Here is a 19465-nt window from a genome sequence, read left to right on the forward strand (position 1 = left end):
GCCTAAATTCTTCTAAAACCTTACACCCAAGCCTCCCTGAATCGAAGTGGCAGATTGGTTGCTGTCTCGATAGGCATCAAAGGCAATAATCGCGTTGCCAAACAGCACTAGGTTCGTATCGGGGAAGCTGTAGTCTATCCCTGGCTGAATCACAAACGAGGTCTGGTCTCCCAGCGGCGAACTGCTCTCTGCATCACCGCTCTGAAGCGCAACGCCCGCCCCAATATAAGCATCAGTATCCCAGTTGATTGGAATATCGTAAGATACGGTCGGCACAAACGCAGTGCGATCGGAAATGAGAGCCTGAGCACGAAGCGAGATCGGTGCTTCGAGCAATCGGTAACGCACTGCAATAACTGCTCCTGCCGAGCTACTTTCGCCGTTAGGTCCGCTAGAAAGTCCACCCGATGCGCCAATCCCGATATAGCTTCCGTAGGCAGCCTGGGCAGAAGCAGGCTGAGAAGTCATACAAATGCCAGCACCGATCGCTAGTCCCGCTAGGGCAGCAGTTCCAAGGCTCAGCGCGGTGCGTCCAAGATTTTGCATACTCATCAAAAATCTCCTCATTCGACCATGAATTGGCTAATTGTCCAAAATTCACATATCGCTATCCCACCAACATTAGCGCAACGCTAGATAAAAAACCACCAATTGTAGCGGAGTGGATTAGACTAACCACGCTAAAAGCATTTCTGAACCCACGATAAAAACCTGCTGGGAGTTGAACCTTCAATCATGAGCCTTCAATCAGCAGTCATTCTGATAAGAGGGCACCGATTCGGACGTGAAAATGGATTAACTCTATCGATCCACAGTGAGTGCAATTGATTCATTCTTTGTCAAACAGGGAATAGTAAAGGCAATCTCCTTTCGATCTCATTCTCCTGTTGCACCCTTTTTCTTATGAAGCTTCTGTCGCGATCGCTCCGAAAAGGAAACTGCCTTGCATCGATTTTGCTGCTGTCTCCGCTCCTGCTGCCGCTTGTCCCAACTTCGATCGCTGCTCAAGAAAGGCAGGGGTGCTACATGATTAACGCAGGCGGACGCTTGATTGACCTGGGCGAACTTTGTCCGGTTGCCACGCCCTTTCAAACGACGGGAACGCCCCAGCTCGGAACGGGCGATATTCAGGTGACGCTTCGCTGGGCATCGTCTGACGACTTAGATTTAGCGGTGACTGACCCTAGCGGCAATACGGTCACGTATTCCAATCCTCGCGTTGCTTCAGGTGGGCAGCTTGACGTTGACGCCAATGCAGGCTGCGGCGAAATTACCCCAACTCCGATTGAAAATATTTTTTGGTTACCTGGTCAGGCAGCTCAAGGCGAATACTCGATCGCGGTTAACCTTTATCAGCGCTGTGGCTCTGGCTCAGAAGCAATTCCGTTTAACTTGACGCTGCTAGTGCAGGGCAACACGCGCACCCTGAATGGAACCGTGAATGATCAAAATCCAGTCGCAAACTTCCCCTTTGCCGTCGGAGCTGGGGCGACTCAAGCTGCAAGAGCCGCTGCCCCATCGTCACCGTAAACTCAATCAAAAAGCTCTTGTCTCGAAAATAACCTGTAAAACAATTGTGCTACTTTAGGTCAACAAATTAGAATGAGATTGAGATAACGCGGAATTGGCTTTGCTCTGCTTTAGAAGAAATCAAGGTAGAAGCAATTGAGGCAAGAAATATGATCGGTTAAACGACCAATTCAACGATCGATCAAACTACGAATCAAATCAGTGATCAAGAGAGATCAAATCAAGGGAGTGGGTATGCATCGAGCTTTTTTAATCCTGGCTTCATCGGCTCTGGCTTTCTCGATTACAGCCTGTGATTCTGGCACTCCAGAAGCCTCAACCACCGAAACAACTGTAACCCAGTCTCCTTCGCCCGTGGTTAGACCGAATCCCAGTCCCTCTCCAGCCGCCCAAAATCCGCCCGCTCCGATCGTTTTACCCGATCTGATTAGCTCTACTGACCCTAATCAGCGAGTGCAGCGTGTCGAGGGCAACCGCAACGATCCCTTCGCTCTGCTGCCAACGACCCCGACCATCCAAAGACCCACTCCTGTACCCGGTCAACCTGTCCCGGTGGGCAGAACGACTCCACCTGCCCCGCGTGTAACTCAGCCCAATCGTCCTACGGCTCAGACTCCGCGATCGCGTCAAGCTCCGCGAACCGCACAAACTCCCCAACGGCAAGGCAGCCCTAATCGCCCCGGAACGCTGGCTCCCATTCCCAACCTGACCGGACGCGCTCCCACGACTCCGATCGCCCCACCTCCACCCCAGCCCGAACTGGCAAGAGCCGTACAGGTAACAGGCGTCGTGCAAATTGGTGGTACTCCCTATGCGATCGTCACTGCCCCAAACGAGCCAACTAGCCGCTATGTGCGGGCAGGGCAACGCCTTTCAAACGGTCAAGTTCTGGTCAGACGCATCGAGATGAATACGGGCATTGAGCCAGTGGTCGTGCTGGAGCAGTTTGGTGTCGAAGTGGTGCGATCGATCGGTGAGGGCGGTGCGCCTGGTGCCGGTACAACTCCAGCGGCAGCCGTGCCAAATTCATCAGGACAGTCGGCAGGCTAGCGACCAGCCATTGATTGCCTTGCTGAACTCAATCCTGAATCCAATCCTGAAGTCGATTCAGGATTAAATCCTGAATTAAATATTGTGACAGGCGATACAGTCTTCTAACCTGGCGATCGGGGAATTCCGCTAGAGTAGAAAGACTCAAGCATTTTGGTTCTGCGGTCTCTTCATCGGCTTAACCTTTGACCTTTCACAGTGATTCAGGAGTTTTGTGATGGCTGCTTCTGCACCGCCTTTTGACAGTCATTCTGATCAACAATCTAACCATCAATTTCCCTTTGAGTTTGCGCCTCATCTCACTCAAGATTCAGAATTGCTGCGGCAGCTCGATTTTTTGCCAGGGCTGAAGGAACTGCTGATGGTGCGGCAGGTTCATGCGCTAGAACACGCTACCGCCTGGGTTTTAACAGAATCCATGCCGCCTCGCCCCGCGTCTGCCCCCTTTAGCTTCTTCCCCAGCCCATCCGAAGCCGAGCAGGTCGGCGGAATGTCAACCAGCGAAGGGTTTTATCTCTACGGCAAATTTGATATTACACAATTGCGTCGCGCGACCCAACGAGCACTTGAGCGGATTGTGAGCGGCGAATGGAATTTGGCAGTGCATCCTCGCTGTGGCACGAATATGTCGGTAGGAATGCTGCTCACCGCAGGGCTAGCGATCGGCACTCATTTGGTGCTGCCGCGTGAGCCGATCGGTCAACTATTGGGACTGGGGGCAGCCACAATGACGGCAATGCAGCTTGCCCCAGAACTGGGCGGCTGGGCACAAAAGTATGTAACGACCGCAATTCCGTTTAATCTGACGATCGAAGGAATTCATTTTCTCGGTGAGCGTCAGGGCTATCCGACGCATTTTGTCCGGGTAAAGTGGATCGATCGGTAAGCCCTGATGACTGGTTGGTGTTGACTAGTAAGTTGTTGACTAGATAAGCTGCCGACTAGTAAGTTGCCGATACGGGCTGAATGTACTGAGAATTCGCACGAACATAGCAGCCGTTGCGCGTCAGCATCCAGGGATTGCCGTTGGCGACTGTGAAGGCGTTGCCTCCGCGTGTCTCTGCCAGGATCTGGTCATTCGCTCGATAAACCTGCTTAATTGCACCGTTAGGCGTCTCGCGACAGTTAAGCTGACCGTCTGAAGAAACCACCCGCCAGGGGAGCCAGGTCACGGTTCCGTTAGTCTGGCTCATCCAGGTATTGGCATTTTGCGCGGTGAAGTTACCGCTGCGATCGGGACGGGGCAGGGATTCCTGAAGGCTCAGTGTGAAGGTTTGACCAATTGAGGGACAGCCCGATCCGCCTGTGACCTGCCAGGTTGCCTGTGCCCCAACGCGATTGGCGACTCCAGGCTGCTGCCGGGAAATGCGAATATTTCCAGTACAGGTGAGGTTCGTTCCGGGGCCGCTGGTGCGATCCGTAAACGTGCCGCTATAAACCGTTTGTCCGGCTCCTGCACTGGTACTGGTGATGTTCATGTCGCCCATCCACTGCCGACCTGCGCTTTCTGTGAAATAAAAGCCGCGCCGGGTCGTGTTACCGGTCTGTGTGGCTTCTTCTAAAACGATCGTGGTTTTTTTGTTACTGCTTTGATAGGTAGAGGCAGCGGCAGCAGGAATTAAATTTAGCGATGTTGTCAGACTCAGTCCAAATACAGCAATCCAGCGAGAAAGTTTCATAACTGTAGCGATCAATTTTCAGGTTTGCAAAACAAGAATCAGCCACCCGATGCAAGGAGTGAACTGAATGCTCTGAATAGAACTACAGCGATCGAGCCTGGTTTTCCAGAGCTGAAGTGATATTGGATCTGGTTGAATGACCCGTCGATCGAGAATGCAGCTTTCAAACTTGCTTCTCACTGACCTTTAAAGCACATCCTAAAGCACATCGCGCTGTAAGTAAGACTGCAAGACCTCTGGAACTTTTACCGTACCGTCCGGCTGCTGATAGTTTTCCAAAATTGCCGCCATTGTGCGACCCACCGCCAGACCAGAGCCGTTTAGCGTGTGAACAAACTGCGTCCCCTTTTTGCCTGCTTCCTTAAAGCGAATATTGCCACGTCGTGCCTGAAAATCTTTGCAATTCGAGCAGCTTGAAATTTCGCGATACTTGCCGGACGAGGGCATCCACACTTCCAGATCGTAGGTCTTTGTGGCTGAAAATCCTAAATCTCCCGTGCAGAGCTGAATAACTCGATAGGGCAGCTTCAACGCCTGCAAAATTGCCTCTGCATTTTTCAGCAGCGTTTGATGTTCTTCCTCCGACGTTTCCGGCAGCACAAACTTGTACATTTCTACTTTGTCAAACTGGTGCAGCCGAATCAGTCCGCGTGTATCTCGCCCATAGCTGCCCGCTTCACGGCGAAAACAGGGCGTGTAGGCGCAAAAATGTTTGGGTAGCTCTGTCGAATCCAGAATTTCGTCACGATACAGGCTGGTAATCGGCACTTCTGCGGTAGGAATGAGCCACAGATCATCGTTCTTGCACTGGAAGCTTTCCTCGGCAAACTTAGGGAGCTGCCCCGATGCCGTCAGCGTTTCAGAATTCACCAGAAACGGCGGCAGCACTTCGGTATAGCCTGCGGCAATGTGGGTGTTAAGCATCAACTGAATCAGGGCGCGTTCCAGAGCGGCTCCTGCTCCGATCAGCGACACAAAGCGGCTCTGAGCAATGCGGGTCGATCGCTCAAAGTTGAGAATCCCCAGCTTTTCGCCAATTTCCCAATGGGGCAGAATCTCTGAATTCGTCGGCAGGTACTCATCACCCCAGCGGTACAGCTCAACGTTCTCCTCTTCGTCTTTGCCGATCGGCGTACTTGGATCAGGCAGGTTAGGAATAGTGAGAACAGTTTTCTCAAGTTCTGCCTTGATCTCGCGCTCCTGTGCTTCTAGCTCGCCGATTTGCGCCTTAAGCTGATTGCCCTCTTCTTTCAGGGCTTGAATTTCGGCATCATCCGGTTTGGCTCCAGACTTCATTTTCTGCCCGACGAGCTTGCCGATTTCGTTGCTGCGTGCCTGAAGCTGCGATCGTTTCACCTCAATTTCGCGCTGCTGGCGATCGAGCGAAAGCAGGGGAGACAAATCAAACTTGCCCCGCAAACTAAGCTGTGCCTGAAACGCTTCTGGATTTTCCCGTAGCTGCTTGAGGTCGATCACAACGGCTCCTCGACAATTTCAACCGAATTACTGCCAATAAATCAGGATAGCCTGTCTTGGGCAGAACCTAAACGTTAAAGCGGAACAGCATTACGTCGCCTTCTTGCACCGTGTAGTCTTTACCTTCGCTCCGTACCAAGCCTTTTTCCTTGGCAGCCCCCATCGACCCGGTCGTAACCAAATCGTTGTAAGCCACGGTTTCAGCGCGAATAAAGCCTCGCTCGAAGTCGGTGTGAATGACGCCTGCCGCTTGAGGAGCCACCATCCCGGCTTTGATCGTCCAGGCACGGGTTTCTTTAGGTCCGGTCGTGAAGTAGGTGCGAAGTCCAAGCAGATCGTAGGTGGCGCGAATCAGAGACTTTAAGCCGCCTTCCTGCACACCCAGCGATTCGAGAAATTCAGCGCGATCGGCTTCTGGCAGTTCCACCAATTCCGCTTCAACCTGAGCCGATACAACGACGACCTGAGCGTTTTCTTGCTTTGCCAGCTCCCGGACGCGATCGACCCACTCGTTACCGCTTGCCAGATCATCCTCGGAAACGTTGGCGGCATAAATCACGGGTTTGCGGGTTAGCAGTCCCAGCACTTTGATCAGCAATTCTTCTTCTTCGTTTAGTTCAACCTGACGGGCGGGTTTGCCTTCGTTCAAGACAGGAACCAGCTTTTCGAGGACAGCTAATTCTGCCTGAGCTTCTTTACTGGTGCGGGCTTGCTTGCGGACGCGATCGATCCGGCGATCGATCTGTGCCAGGTCAGACAAGGCCAGTTCCAGGTTAATAATCTCAATATCACGCACCGGGTCAACCGAGCCTGCGACGTGAATAATGTCATCGTTGTCGAAGCAGCGCACCACATGCACGATCGCATCAACTTCGCGAATGTTGGCAAGAAACTGGTTGCCCAAGCCTTCGCCTTTGCTTGCGCCCTCGACCAGTCCAGCGATATCGACAAACTCCACCCGTGCCGGAATCACTTCTACTGAATCAGAGATCTTTGACAGCACTTGTAGCCGCTCATCGGGCACAGCTACCACTCCGACATTCGGTTCGATCGTACAAAAGGGAAAGTTCGCTGCTTCCGCCTTCGCATTTGCCACCAGCGCGTTAAACAGCGTGGATTTGCCTACGTTGGGCAGTCCGACAATTCCGGCTCTCAGCATGGTCTAATCCCAGGTCTATCCCTTTCAGGTTCATCTAATGTTCATTGTCCAGTGTGCCAGGTTTTGGGCGGAATCGACTATTTCACCTAGCCCCATCCCGAATGGGTTGCCTGCGTCATCAGCAGTTCCCGGATGCCAGAGCTGCCAATCTCGATCGCCAGAGCCGCCAGTAGAAAACCGAGAAGCTGAGTTGCAATGACTGCGCCTTCGGCTCCAATGAACTTATCAATCCAGGTTGCCTGACGAAAGATAAACCACGTAACTGCCATCGCCGCCCCAATTCCAGCCGCCACGCTGAGGTGTCCTGCCGCAGAAGGCGCGTTCGACATAAGAAGCATGACGGTGGTAAGGGTTCCGGGTCCGGCAAGCAGGGGCAGAGCCAGGGGAGTAATGGCAACGTCGCGTCCCTGTTCGACGATCGGTTGATCGAGTTCACCTCTGAGCATATCGAGGGCGATCATCAGCAGCAGCAAACCACCCGCCACTTGAAGCGACGCCATGCTGATATGCAGATAATTGAGAATGTATTTTCCGGCAAAGGCAAAGGTCAGGATGATCAACGTGGCGATCAAACTAGCGCGATCGACCACCCGGTTTCGTTCCGGCAGCTCCATCCCTTTGGTTAATATCAAAAAAATGGGTGCGTTTCCCAGTGCATCCGCCAGCACAAACACGGCGATAAACGTTCGGACAAAAATCGAGATTTCGATGGAGAGTTCCATCAGCCGCTCACTGCTCCTAAAATTTCTCTTTTAGCGTAGCTTGATGGATCGATCGCTTCATCCTGCCCTCGGTTGAGTCAGGGAGGGCTTTGAAACTTCAGTCCTTCGAAATCTAACTAAAAATTCAACCTGTCTGCTGACAGTTCACATTTGACCGTCCCCATTCAGATCCCGCTCAGGATGATTTACACAAACCGCAGTAGCAGCGATAGACTGATGGAGATGTCGAGGTAACGAACTGTTAAGCCTATGCGTTCTCGATCGCTGGTAGACCGTTTGCTGGCAGTCAGCCTTTTTTCAGCCTCATCCCTGGGAACTTTGGCTTTGTTTGGCTCCGTGCCGATGCTGCCTCACCTCACAGCACGACTGGCGGCAATGTTGCCTGATCTCTCTGAGTTCGCCCGTGATGATTTGCCTGCTCAGCCGCTGAGTCAGCAACCAGGAGTGTGGGTCACCCAGCTGCCGGATGAAGTGCAGCCTCAATTGGTCGATTTGCTGCGATACCGCGTGCCTCGTTAAAGTATGGTTTCTTAAAGTGTGGCTCTCTAAAGTGTGGCTTCCTAAGGTTAGGGATGAACGAATCCCCCACCCCACCATAGAGGCTGCTGGCGGAATGGGATAAGATAGCTTGGCAAACGTGAATCGCCGCGAGGGTGGGAAAGTTCGGTGTGAGTCCGACGCTGTGCCGCAACTGTGAATCTCAGCCGTGAATCTTAACGATGAATCTCGATCGTGCGTTTCAACGCTGAGTCTAAGCCAGGATGCCGCCTTGCTGGTTTTTCACTCTATTTCCTGCGCTGCACGGGAAAAGGGTTCTTGGGATATGATGCTTTCCTCTGATATTTCTGGTTCTTTTGCGGAAATTACCCCGCAGGATTCGCTTAATCTTGCCGATCGCGAGTCTGTCAGTGCTGTTCAGCTTGCGCCGCTGCCGTTGCACCGTCCGGTGCTGCTGGTAGGGCATGGAAGCCGCGATGCCGATGGGCGGCAGGGCTTGCTAGACTTTGCCGAAGCATATCAGGCTCTCGATTCGTCGCGTCCGGTGGTTCCCTGTTTTCTGGAGTTAACGGAACCGACGATTCAGCAGGGAGTCGATCGCTGTGTCGAGCAGGGCTATACCGAGCTTTCAGTGCTGCCGATTCTGCTATTCGCCGCGCGGCATAACAAATTTGACGTAACCAATGAACTCGATCGCGCCCGTCAGCGGCATCCGCAGGTCAAGTTTCACTACGGCAGGCACTTTGGTATCACGCCAGGTATTCTCGATCTATGGCAAACCCGATTGGTAGAGCTGGATCAGCCCCAGTGGAACCCTCAAGGAATCGATCGCAGCGAGACAGTGCTGCTGTTTGTAGGACGAGGCTCAAGCGACCCCGATGCCAACGGTGACGTTTATAAAATGGCGCGGATGATGTGGGAAGGTAGCGGCTATCACACGGTCGAAACTTGCTTTATTGGCATTACCCATCCCCGTCTCGAAGAAGGCTTCCGCCGTGCCCGTTTGTACGAACCGAAGCGGATCGTAGTGCTGCCCTATTTCCTGTTTACGGGTGCGCTCGTTAAAAAGATTTTCAACATTGTGGACGAGCAGCAGCAGCTTCACCCTGACATTGAGCTGACCTGTCTCCCCGAAATGGGACTGCACCCCCAGCTTTTCCATGTGCTGCGCGATCGAGAAATCGAAACCCAGCTTGGTCAGGTAAACATGAACTGTGAAATGTGCAAATTTCGGCTGGCGGCGGTCGGTCAGGGAGACGCGCACGGACATTCGCACGATCATGGACATTCTCATGATCACGGACATTCGCACGGTCATGCTCATGAGGCGATCGACCCCTATGCGGAGCCGGAACAATACCATCAGCGGATCTGGAATGTGCCCTAGCTGAGAGCGATACACTAAAAACAGCAGAGTGAGGAATGGGCAATGTCAGAGGCAAAACCAGAGACTAAAGAATTTACGGTGGGCGATCGAGTGCAGGTCGTGGTGATGCCGCCTTATCTCAAAACGGCTGACCCGATGCCAATGCTGCGTCCTCCCAGTTTGATCCAGCTTGGTGAAGAAGGCGTTGTGATGGATCGCCGTCCCGGCAATTACTGGGGCGTGAAATTTGCCAGGGGAATTTTTTTGATGGAAAGCCAATACATCGATCGCCTGTTGTCTAAATAAGCGAATCTGACTCTAACCGTCCCTCGACATTTCACTCTTCATTCTTCGCGCTCAATTGGGTATAACCTTGCTCCGTCTGCATCTTGTGGACGGGGTTTTGTTTTATTGCGGTTGCCTTTATCGCTGTTCCTGATTGCAGGAGCAAAATTTGGCTCTCATTCTCTTGATTATTCATTAAATTTTGTTATATTCCTTAATATAATAGTGAGTGTAGGCTCACGATAATCCCCAACGAATGATTTCCAGGGGAAAACTGCTTCACATCGCTAGCCTCGCTCCCAGGTTCCCTGGCACTGCATGGTTCGCTTCGCTCTTTTTGCACTCATCCTTCCTCATTTAGATAAGCTATGAATCTCGCACAACGTCTTACTGCGACGACGATCGCGGTTCTTCAGCCCAATTTCACGCCGAACTACCTGTCTCAAACTGCCTGGACAATTTTGCGGGTCGTGGCAGGTGTCGTGATGGTTCACAACGGAATCGACAAACTCTCTAATATCGAAAGTTTCGCTCAGGCATACGTTCAAGTCATTGGGCTACCCTTCCCGATCTTTTTCAGCTATGTGGCAGCCCTCACAGAACTGATTGGCGCACCGCTGCTAGCACTGGGATTTCTCACCCGTCCAGCGGCACTGGGTCTGTTTTCCACCATGCTGGTCGCGATGTATCACCATGTTCTGGTTGCAGGCTTCAGTATTCCTTACCTGGAACTGTCGATGCTGTATGCCGCCTGCTTCCTGTTCTTTGTAGTGAATGGGGCAGGTTTATTCTCGGTGGACACGCTGTTGGCGGGTTGGTTGAGCGCAGCTTCAGCATCTCCAGTTCCGGCACTGGGTGTCACTACCTCGGCTGCATCTGTTTCTCAATCTGCTTCTCAGGAAGCAGCCATTAAGTAAATAGAAGTCGCTTTGGCGCAGCAGTAAACCGATCGTCCTAAAACCTTGCTCAAGCTGTGAGTCTGGAGGATGGCACAGTGAAGTGCTGCACTACTGCTCGATTCACACTGATTTCGATCTGTTGAGCAAGACGCAGTTGGGCGATCGGTTCTTTTAAGGTGTTAATGCCCAAGACCAGGGCTTCTGCAACTTCAAAGGTTGGGCAAATAATTTTTAGAACACCCCAGCGTCTTGACAGTTTGCAGCTTTGCAGACAGCGAATCTCTTCAAGCTGATAGGGATTTTCGCGGTAGAAGCTGAAGATGAGTTGGGTCAATTGAGCGTATAGGTTCATCGTCCTCAAATCCTTATATCAGACGCACGGCAAGCTAGGAAAAAATCCGTGGCAAAGGAGAAATCTAGTGATGAGAACCTGCACAACTTGAGCTTCTCGATCGATCTCCTCGCTATATTTCCTATTGAAGTGCAGCTCTTGTTTTCCGTGGGATGGTCGCAAGAAGATTTAACGTCTAGATTGTGGAAAAGGATAATTTGAGAAACGGCTGAAATTTATGCCCCAAGGGAGTTTGACGAATTAAGCTTCTAATTTTTAACTTCACTTTTTGCAATGTTCGATCGTTTTTTCGAAATATAAATTGATAAAGATAAGTTTCGATCGTATTCATAATTGTTTTAATATTTTGCTATTAAAGAGTATAAATTAGAGGAGATTTGAGGAGTTGCGAAGACGGCTGCCAGCAATCCCGTGACATACAGCAATCCCGTGACATAAAAGAAGGATGCATAGCTAGCGAATACATCGTGAATCTGACCCACGGTGAGCGTTTCCAGCAGTGCGCTAGCGCCGAATGAAGACGATGCCGTAGTTTTTCGTGTAGCCCGTAGAGCGGAACAAAATCAGCGTTGAGGTAGGAGCGATCGCCTGCCAACTGCCCAAGGAAAAGGTGATCAGACAAAAGGCAATCAGGTACGTTGCAATGCTGCCTTCACCCGCAGCAGGAAGACCGAATAATTTAACGTTGCTCGTCGATGGATTCACGCGACGAGGATAACCCTCCACTGAGACAGTGCTCGTGCCGCTACAAGGCAGGCGATTGCTTTGCTGCTGCTTTGAAAGCGATCGGCTTCAGGTCACTGCGCTCTGTTTAAGGGGGATGATTTCTGTATCTCATGATTCTACGTTTATTGCTAAAAAACAATAGAAAAATTTATCAGCATAGATATATCGATGATTTAACAGGCTGATTCTCAGTGTTTGGGGCTATCCTCACGCTTTCTCAGCAATTTCCCAGCAATTTCCTAGCAACAATGTTATTTCGAGTCGATCGTGACCTCACCCGGAATAAATCGGATTCACTTACAGAGCTGGAATAGATGCGAGGAACAAGAGCAAGAATAGCCAATTGAGGATTGAAATGATTCCAAAAAGAATAGTGTCAGCAAAAAGAAAGAATGGAAACAAGAATAGAGAAACCAGGAAACAGCTAAAAAATTGATAAAGCTAAATCCCCACTGAGTGAACGGTACTGTAAATTCATCGATCGATTATCGCAAGGGGAGTGTAGCCAAAGGTTCCCACGATCTGCCACCGTTCCTTTTCCGCTCAAACCGTGGGTCATGGCAGAGCCGAAGTCAACCCGATAGATTTTTCCGATCGAGTGCGACGATCGATTGCCTAACAAAATATTGCTGGGTTTGATGTTGCAGTGAAGGATAGAAACGATGCGATCGAGCTGCATCATCAAAAGCAAAAGCTATTTCTGGGGCAGTTTGCAGGTCAGTTACCAGTTTGCAGGTCAGTTACAATGAGGGCGAGAGGGTGAAGTGGGAGAGGACGAAAGACAGCCATGTGCAGGGCATCGGCGATCGGACAGGAAAAGATTTATCAGGCGTTGTCTCAAAAAGGCTTCAGCCCGAACTCGACTGAAACCTTGAGCGTTGTCCTTAAGATCGCCTCTTACCGCACCTGGAAGCGATTTTATAACGTAGAAAAACCGATTCGATGTGCCACCTTTCGACAGTTTTGCGAGTTTCTGGGTTTGGACTGGCAGGAAGTCGTAGACCCGACCACGCTGAGAAAGCAGCCGATCGTGCAAGATTTTGATTCTGCGCCGCTCGCCGCTCCTTGTTTTGGTCGGCAGGAAGAACTGCAAAAGTTGAAACAGTGGCTTCTGCAAGACGAGTATTATTTGGTGATTTTGTACGGTTTGGGCGGCGTGGGTAAATCCACTCTGGCGCGAAAGCTAGCAGCAGACCTGCAATCTCAGTTTACTCAGGTGGTTTGGCAAACGTTTTCCTATAGCGATTCAACCGAGCGAATTTTGCAAGAGCTGCTCGATCGTCTGTCTCCGGGAAGCCTGAGTTTTGCTGATTTTCAGGTGGGTTTGTCGGCTCGATCGCTGACCGAAAAGCTGATCGCAGCCCTACGCCAGCAAAAGGCACTGGTGATTCTCGACGAGATTGGATCGAGCGAAACCAATCCCCAGAAGCGACGCGAGGCACATCAGCGATTTTCGAGAGTGTGGCAGGATCTCAGCACGAATCAGCGCAGTCGCATTGTTGTTACCACCTGTGAGAAACCACCGGATTTTACCGTTCTGGCTGGGGCAGCAGGGGGCAAAGGGCGCTCGTATGCGCTGGGTGGTTTAGATGAAGAAGCGTGCTATAAACTGCTCGAAACCCATCAACTTGCATTCGATGAACAAAGTGCCGGACAGTTAATTGAGCTGTATGACGGCAATCCAATGGCGTTAACGCTAGCGGCGGCAACCATTCAGCAAAGCTTTCACGGCGACATCACCCAGTTTTTGCGCTACTCGTATCTGCCGGATGCGGTCGAGGCAATTTTGGAGCAGCACTGGAACGGCTTAAACCCTCAAGAGCGTGCAATTTTGTGCTGTCTGGCAAACAGTGAACCGCTGCATCTAGATGAACTGCGCGAGAGCTTAACGCAGCAGGTGGGAAACAATCGCGGCTTACTGCCGGCAAAGTCGGCACTCGAACGACGATCGCTGCTGGTGAGCGTTGCGGAAGACACTCAAGTGCTGTATACGCTTCAGCCGATGGTGCGTCGATTTTGTCAGCGACGGTGCGGTTAAGAAAGGGCAGCTCAGAGAATAAATTGCAGGCGATGATTGTGGTTGCGTGCGCTTCCTGATTTTGGGCTTGTATGCGAATATGAGGGAATTTCAGCTCTTTTTCCGCTTTCTCCTCCACCCATGAGCTACTGCATCAACCCCTCATGTCCCGGTGATCGTAAAAATCCTAACTCGGCGCAGTTTTGTCAATATTGCAGGACGGCTTTGACGATCGAGGGGAGCCGTAGGCATTACTATCAGCTCATTAAACCCCTCAGCTTTGGGCATCCTTACACCGAAATTTTTCAGGCGATCGAGCAGTTAAGTCAGCTGTCATATTCAACGAGCGTTCCTTCTGCTGTTGTCCCGACTATTTCCCCTACTCTTCCTCCGGCTATTTCCGCCAGTTCTCCTGCTGCTTCTAATGCTTCTCCTAAGATTTTTTCTCTTTTATTCTCTAAAGTTTTTGCGGCTCTTTCTTCAGGTCAATCCTTCAGGTTGAAACCCTGGATGTTTTTGCTGCTGGGCGCGATCGCCTTAACAGGAGGAATTGGACGCGTGACTTATTGTCGATCGAATCCGGTTGCCTGTGGGTTTCCTGTTGGCAATTCTCCTGCTGACAATTCTCCTCCTCTAGTGCTTCCAGCCGATCGTCTGATGAGTACCGGAGAACGGTCGATCGAGAATGGTGATTCAGCCCTTCAGCTTGAAGCTCCTTATCGTGCCCTGATGCAGGCGGGGATGACTGAGTTTGCAAAAGGTAACTTTGGGCAAGCTGCTAAGCAGTTTAGGTTGATTCGTGAAACTGCTACCAAGGATCGTGCGACTGCCGCCAACGATCGGGAAAAAAACGACGCAAACCAGGCACTCCGAAATCCCCTACCGCTAATTTATGAGAGAAACGCGATCGTTCGTGAACGCAACAAAGCTACTGGACAACCAATCTATTCATTCGGTGTTGCTGTGCCCTTAAACACTGACCTGGGGTGGATATGCTACGGGGAGTTGCGCCAATGCAGCAAAACGCGATCGAGAGGAATATACGTCTCGAATTCTGGTGACGCTGTTACGGCAAAAGGGAGGGCAGAGCGATGCGGAGCAGTTCCCCGATAGGGTTAATCGACTTCAGGTGGTTCCCTTAAACAATCGGTGTGAGCCGCTTTAAGCTCAAGACGTGGGAGCATCCTCATGAGAAGGAGCCGTTCCTTTCGGTGCGCCGGGCCATTTCCAGTTGAGGATTTCGTCCTGGTCTACGCCGTGTTCATAGGCATAATTGCGGCAGGCGATCTGCATATTCTTAAACCGTTCTTTGGCGTGTGCTCCGGCAACTCTCAGCCTCGGGACGCGATCGATCACATCCATTGCCAGACTGAAGCGATCGATATTATTACTGATTGCCAGTTCTAGTGGCGTGTTGATATTGCCTTTTTCCTTGTAGCCGCGAACGTGCAGATTCGCATGATTCTGGCGGCGATAGGCAAGGCGATGCACCAGCCAGGGATAGCCGTGGAAATTGAAAATGATCGGTTTGTCGATCGTAAAGATGCTGTTAAAGTCTTTATCGCTCATGCCGTGAGGATGTTCGCTGTCGGGCTGGAGCTTGAACAAATCAACCACATTGACAAAGCGAATTTTCAGATCAGGAAATTCTTCCCGCAGCAGAACGGTGGCTGCCAGCGCTTCCAGGGTGGGAATGTCACCTGCCGATGCCATGACGACATCCGGTTCACAGCCGCGATCGGTGCTTGCCCATTCCCAAATGCCGATCCCCTTCGTGCAATGAATTATGGCATCCTCCATGGTCATATACTGCAAGTGCAACTGCTTGTCAGCGACAATCACATTCACATAGTTTTTGCTGCGTAAACAGTGGTCGGATACCGAGAGCAGCGTGTTCACATCCGGCGGTAGATAAATGCGCGTCACGCCCGGACTCTTATTTGCCACCACGTCGATAAAGCCGGGATCTTGATGGGTAAAGCCGTTGTGATCCTGTCGCCAGACTGTTGAGGTAATGAGCAAATTCAGCGACGAAATATCTTCGCGCCAGGAAATGTGATTGCAGATTTCTAGCCATTTGCAGTGCTGGTTGACCATCGAATCGATCACATGAACAAAGCTTTCATAAGTCGAGAAAAAGCCGTGCCGTCCCGTGAGCAAATAGCCCTCAAACCAGCCCTCGAGCGTATGTTCGCTCAGCATTTCCATCACGCGCCCGTCGGTCGAGAGTTCGCTGCCGTCAGCGTCTTCGGGCAGGTATTCGCTGATCCAAAATTTCTTGCTGGTTTCGTAGATGGCGGTGAGTTTGTTCGAGGTGTTTTCATCGGGGCCAAAGACGCGGAAGTTGGTCGGATTCAGCTTCATCACGTCTCGCAAAAACACGCCCAACGGACGGGTATTTTCTGCCTGCTCATAGCCGGGATGACTCACTTCGATCGCATAGTCGCGAAAATCCGGCATTCTCAAGTCTTTGCGAAGTTTGCCGCCGTTGGCATGGGGATTCGAGCCGATACGTCGATCGCCATGCGGCACGAGATCCTTCAGTTCAGGGATCAGCCTGCCGTTTTCGTCGAATCGCTCTTCCGGCTTGTAGCTCCGCATCCACTGTTCCAAAATTTGCAGATGGGCGGGGTTCTTTTTCACGTCGGTCATGGGAACCTGATGCGCCCGCCAGAAGCCTTCGACCTTGTGCCCGTCTACTTCGCTGGGGCAAGTCCAGCCTTTGGGACTGCGAAACACAATCATCGGATAGCGCGGACGTTCTGCGACTTCCTTGCTGCGGGCTTCTTCCTGGATTGCTTTGATTTCAGCAATGCAGTGGTCGATCGTTGCCGCCATTGCCTGGTGCATCGATTCTGGATCAGAGCCTTCCACAAAGTAGGGCGTGTAGCCATAGCCCCGGAAAAGCTGGTCGAGTTCTTCGTGGCTGATACGAGCCGGAATCGTGGGGTTATTGATCTTGTAGCCGTTGAGGTGCAAAATCGGCAGCACTGCCCCATCCCGGATCGGATTGATGAACTTGTTAGAATGCCATGCGGTCGCCAGCGGTCCCGTTTCAGACTCGCCATCCCCTACCAGGGCAACCACAATTAGATCGGGGTTATCATAGGCAGCTCCGTAGGCATGAGAGAGGCTGTAGCCCAGTTCGCCGCCTTCGTGAATCGAGCCGGGTGTTTCGGGGGTGCAGTGGCTACCGATGCCGCCCGGAAAAGAAAACTGCTTAAAGAATTTTTTGATGCCTTCGTCGTCTTCGCTTTTGTCGGGATAAACCTCTGAGTAACTGCCTTCCAGAAAACAGGGGGCAAGAAATCCAGGTGCCCCGTGCCCCGGACCCACCACGTACATCATGTTCAGATTTTGCTTTTTGATCACCCGGCTTAGATGGGTATAGATAAAGCTAATTCCAGGACTGGAACCCCAATGACCCAGCAGACGATTTTTGATATGTTCAGGCTTGAGCGGTTCGCGCAGCAGGGGATTCTCCTGCAAATAAATCATGCTCACCGCGACATAGTTGCAGGCTGACCAGAAGGCATTTATTTTTCGCAGCTCTTCGGCACTTAGCGGTGTGCCCTGAACAGTCGATCGCGCCTGACCGAAGGCACTAATTGAAGCAAGATCTGAAGCAGGCTTAGGTGGAGTTGCAACCATAAGTTTCTGTGTTTGTGATTGAAAGCAATAGTGATCAGTAATTCGAGCCGTTAAATTCGGCCGTTAAATTCGAGCCGTTAAATCCGAACCATTAAATCTGAACCATAGAACAATAATTGGAGTGATAACTTGAGCGATCGAACTCGTTCTGGGTAGAAGAAAGGATTGGTGTTTGAGGTTCTGTTTGAGGTTCTGACAAATCTCCCCTAGTCCTCCTTTAAAAGAAACCAAACCTCTAAAGCGGGTCTATTGAAAGAAGAAAGTTTAGTGGCTCAAAATCCCTTTTCTGAAGGAGGATTTAGGGGACTCTCGATTTCGATGTCACTCAATCAAAGCCATGATAGGCAAGGAAAAATCACGCTAAATCATCATGCTCAATGTATTAATCAATGTATTAATCGAGGAATCGGTTAAAGAACAAACAGGAAAATACATATAGGTAACTATAAAGAGTAGACAACTACAAAGAGTAGGTAACTACAAAGCCAAAGCGCAATTTTCGATCAGCAAATTTCAAGTCGGTTCCGTACAGTCGATCGCTTCAATTGTGCCAGGATTATAAAATGAGAATCAGGCTTCCATCGTAATCAAGCAAACACGATCAACTTCAGAACGCAGATAGAATTGGCTCAAAGATGCAATCCGTCAGCGATCGTCACTCTAATAAAGAAAACCTTTAGATTTAAGCATTGAACTTACGTTTAACCCGGCATAAGCCGCTACAGCCTGAAATGGCTAAGCGTAGGCTAGCAGCATCGTCGATAAAGAAGTTCAATCTGGCGGAAGATGCTGTATTCGCGATCGAAGTGCAGAATAGAGAGTCGCTGTTTTAGGGGTCTGGAATGGATTCATCGTATCCACCGCAAGCTGTCTTCCAGAATTCGCTCGACTTAGAACAGGCAGACAGAGAACAGGGAGGCAGTGATGAAACACCGTTTCTGCGGGAACAGCCTGATACTGCGTCCTCCTATCACTTTCGCTGGTTTGACCGGTTTTGCCTGTGGTATCCCCCCGGTTGGCTTGTGCTATTCAACCGTCATTGGCAGCACTACCACGCCGATCCCGAAGGGTGGAACGGACTGGAATATCTGCTGTTTTTGCTTCCGGGCGGGTTTTATCTAGCATTGTTAATGCGATGGTTGCGGCTTGGCTGTCGTGCTCCGCGTGAAGTCGATCGCGAAATTGACCCCGCTTATCAGGAGGCATTTCGACGAGAAATCCTTATGCCCATTTTGAAGCACCACTTTCGGGCGGAACTACAACAGGTCGAAAACCTGCCCACCGAAGGAAATTTAATGGTGCTAATTAATCATGCAGGAATGTGTTTTCCGTGGGACATTATTGGGCTGGGTGTGCTGCTGAGCGGGGCAAGAGGCTGGATTGCGGAACCCGTGGGACATCCAATCTTTTTTGATCACCCGTGGCTGCGCTGGTGGCTTCCCGCCGGCTGGACGCAGCTTTTAGGGGGAATTCGAGCCGAAGAAGCAGCCGTCGAAACCGCAGTTGCCCAGCTTTGCAATTGTTCAGATCACCCCCTGCAAAGGGTCATTCTCTACGCTCCCGAAGGCTGGCGAGGATTAGTAAAGGGCTGGCGATATCGCTATCAGCTTCAGAAGTTCGACCCCAGCTTTATTCGCATGAGCGATCGCTATCAGGTGCCTTTATTGCCTGTGGTTTGTATGGGGAATGAGTATCTGCATCCCTGGACGGTGAATTTGAAGCAGGCAGCTCGCTGGCTCGGAATGCCCATTTTTCCCTTGTCGCCCCTTTTGCTGGTCTTCCTACTGTTTCCCTCAATGGGTGTATGGGCAAACCGTACTCGCCTGAAATACGTCATCCAACCCCTCCAGCAGCCCTGGCAAAATCCCCTGCCCCTCGATCAATCCCTTCAGCAGCGATCGATCGCCTACGAAAAAGCCCAGCAGCTCCGACTAGACCTACAAAAGCAAATCGATCGACTACGAAGCGAGAAACGATCGAACAAATCGCCTATGAACAAATAGCTTAAAAAAGTACTCTTTCACCCTCTTAATTTCATCACCCCCTTATTTTCCA

At 51.1% G+C, this 19465-nt stretch carries 19 protein-coding genes; 10 read left to right on the forward strand and 9 right to left on the reverse strand.

Going from position 1 to position 19465, the window contains the following annotated elements; translation table 11 throughout:
* Nucleotides 1-12 precede the first annotated feature (12 nt).
* The gene (locus NDI45_RS20260) at nucleotides 13-546 is read right to left on the reverse strand and encodes a hypothetical protein (protein WP_348248487.1); all 534 of its coding nucleotides are present in this window, start codon (nucleotides 544-546) and stop codon (nucleotides 13-15) included.
* Between the two features lie 357 nt (nucleotides 547-903).
* Between NDI45_RS20260 and NDI45_RS20265 the strand changes: the two genes are divergently transcribed.
* The 3 genes from NDI45_RS20265 to NDI45_RS20275 all read left to right on the forward strand — a co-directional run bounded on the left by NDI45_RS20265 (nucleotide 904) and on the right by NDI45_RS20275 (nucleotide 3466).
* On the forward strand, nucleotides 904-1530 hold the full coding sequence (locus tag NDI45_RS20265; RefSeq protein WP_348248460.1) for a hypothetical protein: 627 nt from the start codon (nucleotides 904-906) through the stop codon (nucleotides 1528-1530).
* Between the two features lie 234 nt (nucleotides 1531-1764).
* Nucleotides 1765-2580: a hypothetical protein gene (locus NDI45_RS20270; protein WP_190792455.1), complete on the forward strand. Its 816-nt coding sequence runs from the start codon at nucleotides 1765-1767 to the stop codon at nucleotides 2578-2580.
* 217 nt (nucleotides 2581-2797) lie between these two features.
* Nucleotides 2798-3466 carry a DUF6391 domain-containing protein gene (locus NDI45_RS20275; protein ID WP_348248461.1) on the forward strand — a complete coding sequence of 223 codons (669 nt, stop codon included), beginning with the start codon at nucleotides 2798-2800 and terminating at the stop codon, nucleotides 3464-3466.
* A 55-nt stretch (nucleotides 3467-3521) separates the two neighbouring features.
* On the opposite strand, the gene NDI45_RS20280 is transcribed toward NDI45_RS20275, so the two are convergent.
* From NDI45_RS20280 to NDI45_RS20295, 4 genes are all read right to left on the reverse strand, one after another.
* Entirely contained in the window at nucleotides 3522-4259 is a 738-nt protein-coding gene (locus NDI45_RS20280) for a hypothetical protein (protein WP_190792457.1), read from the reverse strand.
* Between the two features lie 198 nt (nucleotides 4260-4457).
* A complete protein-coding gene (gene serS / locus NDI45_RS20285) occupies nucleotides 4458-5735 on the reverse strand; it encodes a serine--tRNA ligase (RefSeq protein WP_348248462.1) in 1278 nt (425 codons plus the stop codon).
* A 67-nt stretch (nucleotides 5736-5802) separates the two neighbouring features.
* A complete protein-coding gene (ychF, locus tag NDI45_RS20290; protein WP_348248463.1) occupies nucleotides 5803-6894 on the reverse strand; it encodes a redox-regulated ATPase YchF in 1092 nt (363 codons plus the stop codon).
* An 86-nt stretch (nucleotides 6895-6980) separates the two neighbouring features.
* Nucleotides 6981-7604 (reverse strand): MarC family protein, encoded by a 624-nt coding sequence (locus tag NDI45_RS20295; protein ID WP_348248488.1) that lies wholly within the window; start codon nucleotides 7602-7604, stop codon nucleotides 6981-6983.
* Nucleotides 7605-7865: 261 nt separating this feature from the next.
* Between NDI45_RS20295 and NDI45_RS20300 the strand changes: the two genes are divergently transcribed.
* From NDI45_RS20300 to NDI45_RS20315, 4 genes are all read left to right on the forward strand, one after another.
* Nucleotides 7866-8135, forward strand: a complete 270-nt coding sequence (locus NDI45_RS20300; protein ID WP_348248464.1) for a hypothetical protein — start codon at nucleotides 7866-7868, stop codon at nucleotides 8133-8135.
* Between the two features lie 307 nt (nucleotides 8136-8442).
* Nucleotides 8443-9501, forward strand: coding sequence for a sirohydrochlorin chelatase (locus NDI45_RS20305; RefSeq protein WP_190791889.1), 1059 nt, complete (start codon nucleotides 8443-8445; stop codon nucleotides 9499-9501).
* A 42-nt stretch (nucleotides 9502-9543) separates the two neighbouring features.
* On the forward strand, nucleotides 9544-9786 hold the full coding sequence (gene sipA / locus NDI45_RS20310) for a regulatory protein SipA (protein ID WP_190791886.1): 243 nt from the start codon (nucleotides 9544-9546) through the stop codon (nucleotides 9784-9786).
* Between the two features lie 347 nt (nucleotides 9787-10133).
* Nucleotides 10134-10682 (forward strand): DoxX family protein, encoded by a 549-nt coding sequence (locus NDI45_RS20315; protein WP_348248465.1) that lies wholly within the window; start codon nucleotides 10134-10136, stop codon nucleotides 10680-10682.
* Between the two features lie 49 nt (nucleotides 10683-10731).
* Here the strand turns inward: NDI45_RS20315 and NDI45_RS20320 are convergent, their stop codons facing one another.
* From NDI45_RS20320 to NDI45_RS20330, 3 genes are all read right to left on the reverse strand, one after another.
* A complete protein-coding gene (locus tag NDI45_RS20320) occupies nucleotides 10732-11016 on the reverse strand; it encodes a hypothetical protein (protein ID WP_348248466.1) in 285 nt (94 codons plus the stop codon).
* Nucleotides 11017-11520: 504 nt separating this feature from the next.
* Nucleotides 11521-11721, reverse strand: coding sequence for a hypothetical protein (locus NDI45_RS20325; RefSeq protein ID WP_348248467.1), 201 nt, complete (start codon nucleotides 11719-11721; stop codon nucleotides 11521-11523).
* Nucleotides 11722-12166: 445 nt separating this feature from the next.
* Nucleotides 12167-12433 carry a hypothetical protein gene (locus NDI45_RS20330; protein WP_348248468.1) on the reverse strand — a complete coding sequence of 89 codons (267 nt, stop codon included), beginning with the start codon at nucleotides 12431-12433 and terminating at the stop codon, nucleotides 12167-12169.
* Nucleotides 12434-12529: 96 nt separating this feature from the next.
* Between NDI45_RS20330 and NDI45_RS20335 the strand changes: the two genes are divergently transcribed.
* A complete protein-coding gene (locus NDI45_RS20335) occupies nucleotides 12530-13780 on the forward strand; it encodes an NB-ARC domain-containing protein (protein WP_348248469.1) in 1251 nt (416 codons plus the stop codon).
* Between the two features lie 120 nt (nucleotides 13781-13900).
* Nucleotides 13901-14872 (forward strand): hypothetical protein, encoded by a 972-nt coding sequence (locus NDI45_RS20340; protein WP_348248470.1) that lies wholly within the window; start codon nucleotides 13901-13903, stop codon nucleotides 14870-14872.
* Between the two features lie 54 nt (nucleotides 14873-14926).
* Here NDI45_RS20340 and NDI45_RS20345 read toward each other — a convergent pair whose 3' ends face one another.
* On the reverse strand, nucleotides 14927-17410 hold the full coding sequence (locus NDI45_RS20345; RefSeq protein WP_348248471.1) for a phosphoketolase family protein: 2484 nt from the start codon (nucleotides 17408-17410) through the stop codon (nucleotides 14927-14929).
* A gap of 842 nt (nucleotides 17411-18252) precedes the next feature.
* On the opposite strand from NDI45_RS20345, the gene NDI45_RS20350 reads away from it, so the two are divergent.
* The gene (locus NDI45_RS20350) at nucleotides 18253-19413 is read left to right on the forward strand and encodes a glycerol acyltransferase (protein ID WP_242067338.1); all 1161 of its coding nucleotides are present in this window, start codon (nucleotides 18253-18255) and stop codon (nucleotides 19411-19413) included.
* Nucleotides 19414-19465: the final 52 nt, after the last annotated feature.

This window comes from Leptolyngbya sp. GB1-A1, assembly GCF_039962475.1.
Taxonomy (GTDB): domain Bacteria; phylum Cyanobacteriota; class Cyanobacteriia; order Elainellales; family Elainellaceae; genus Leptolyngbya_A.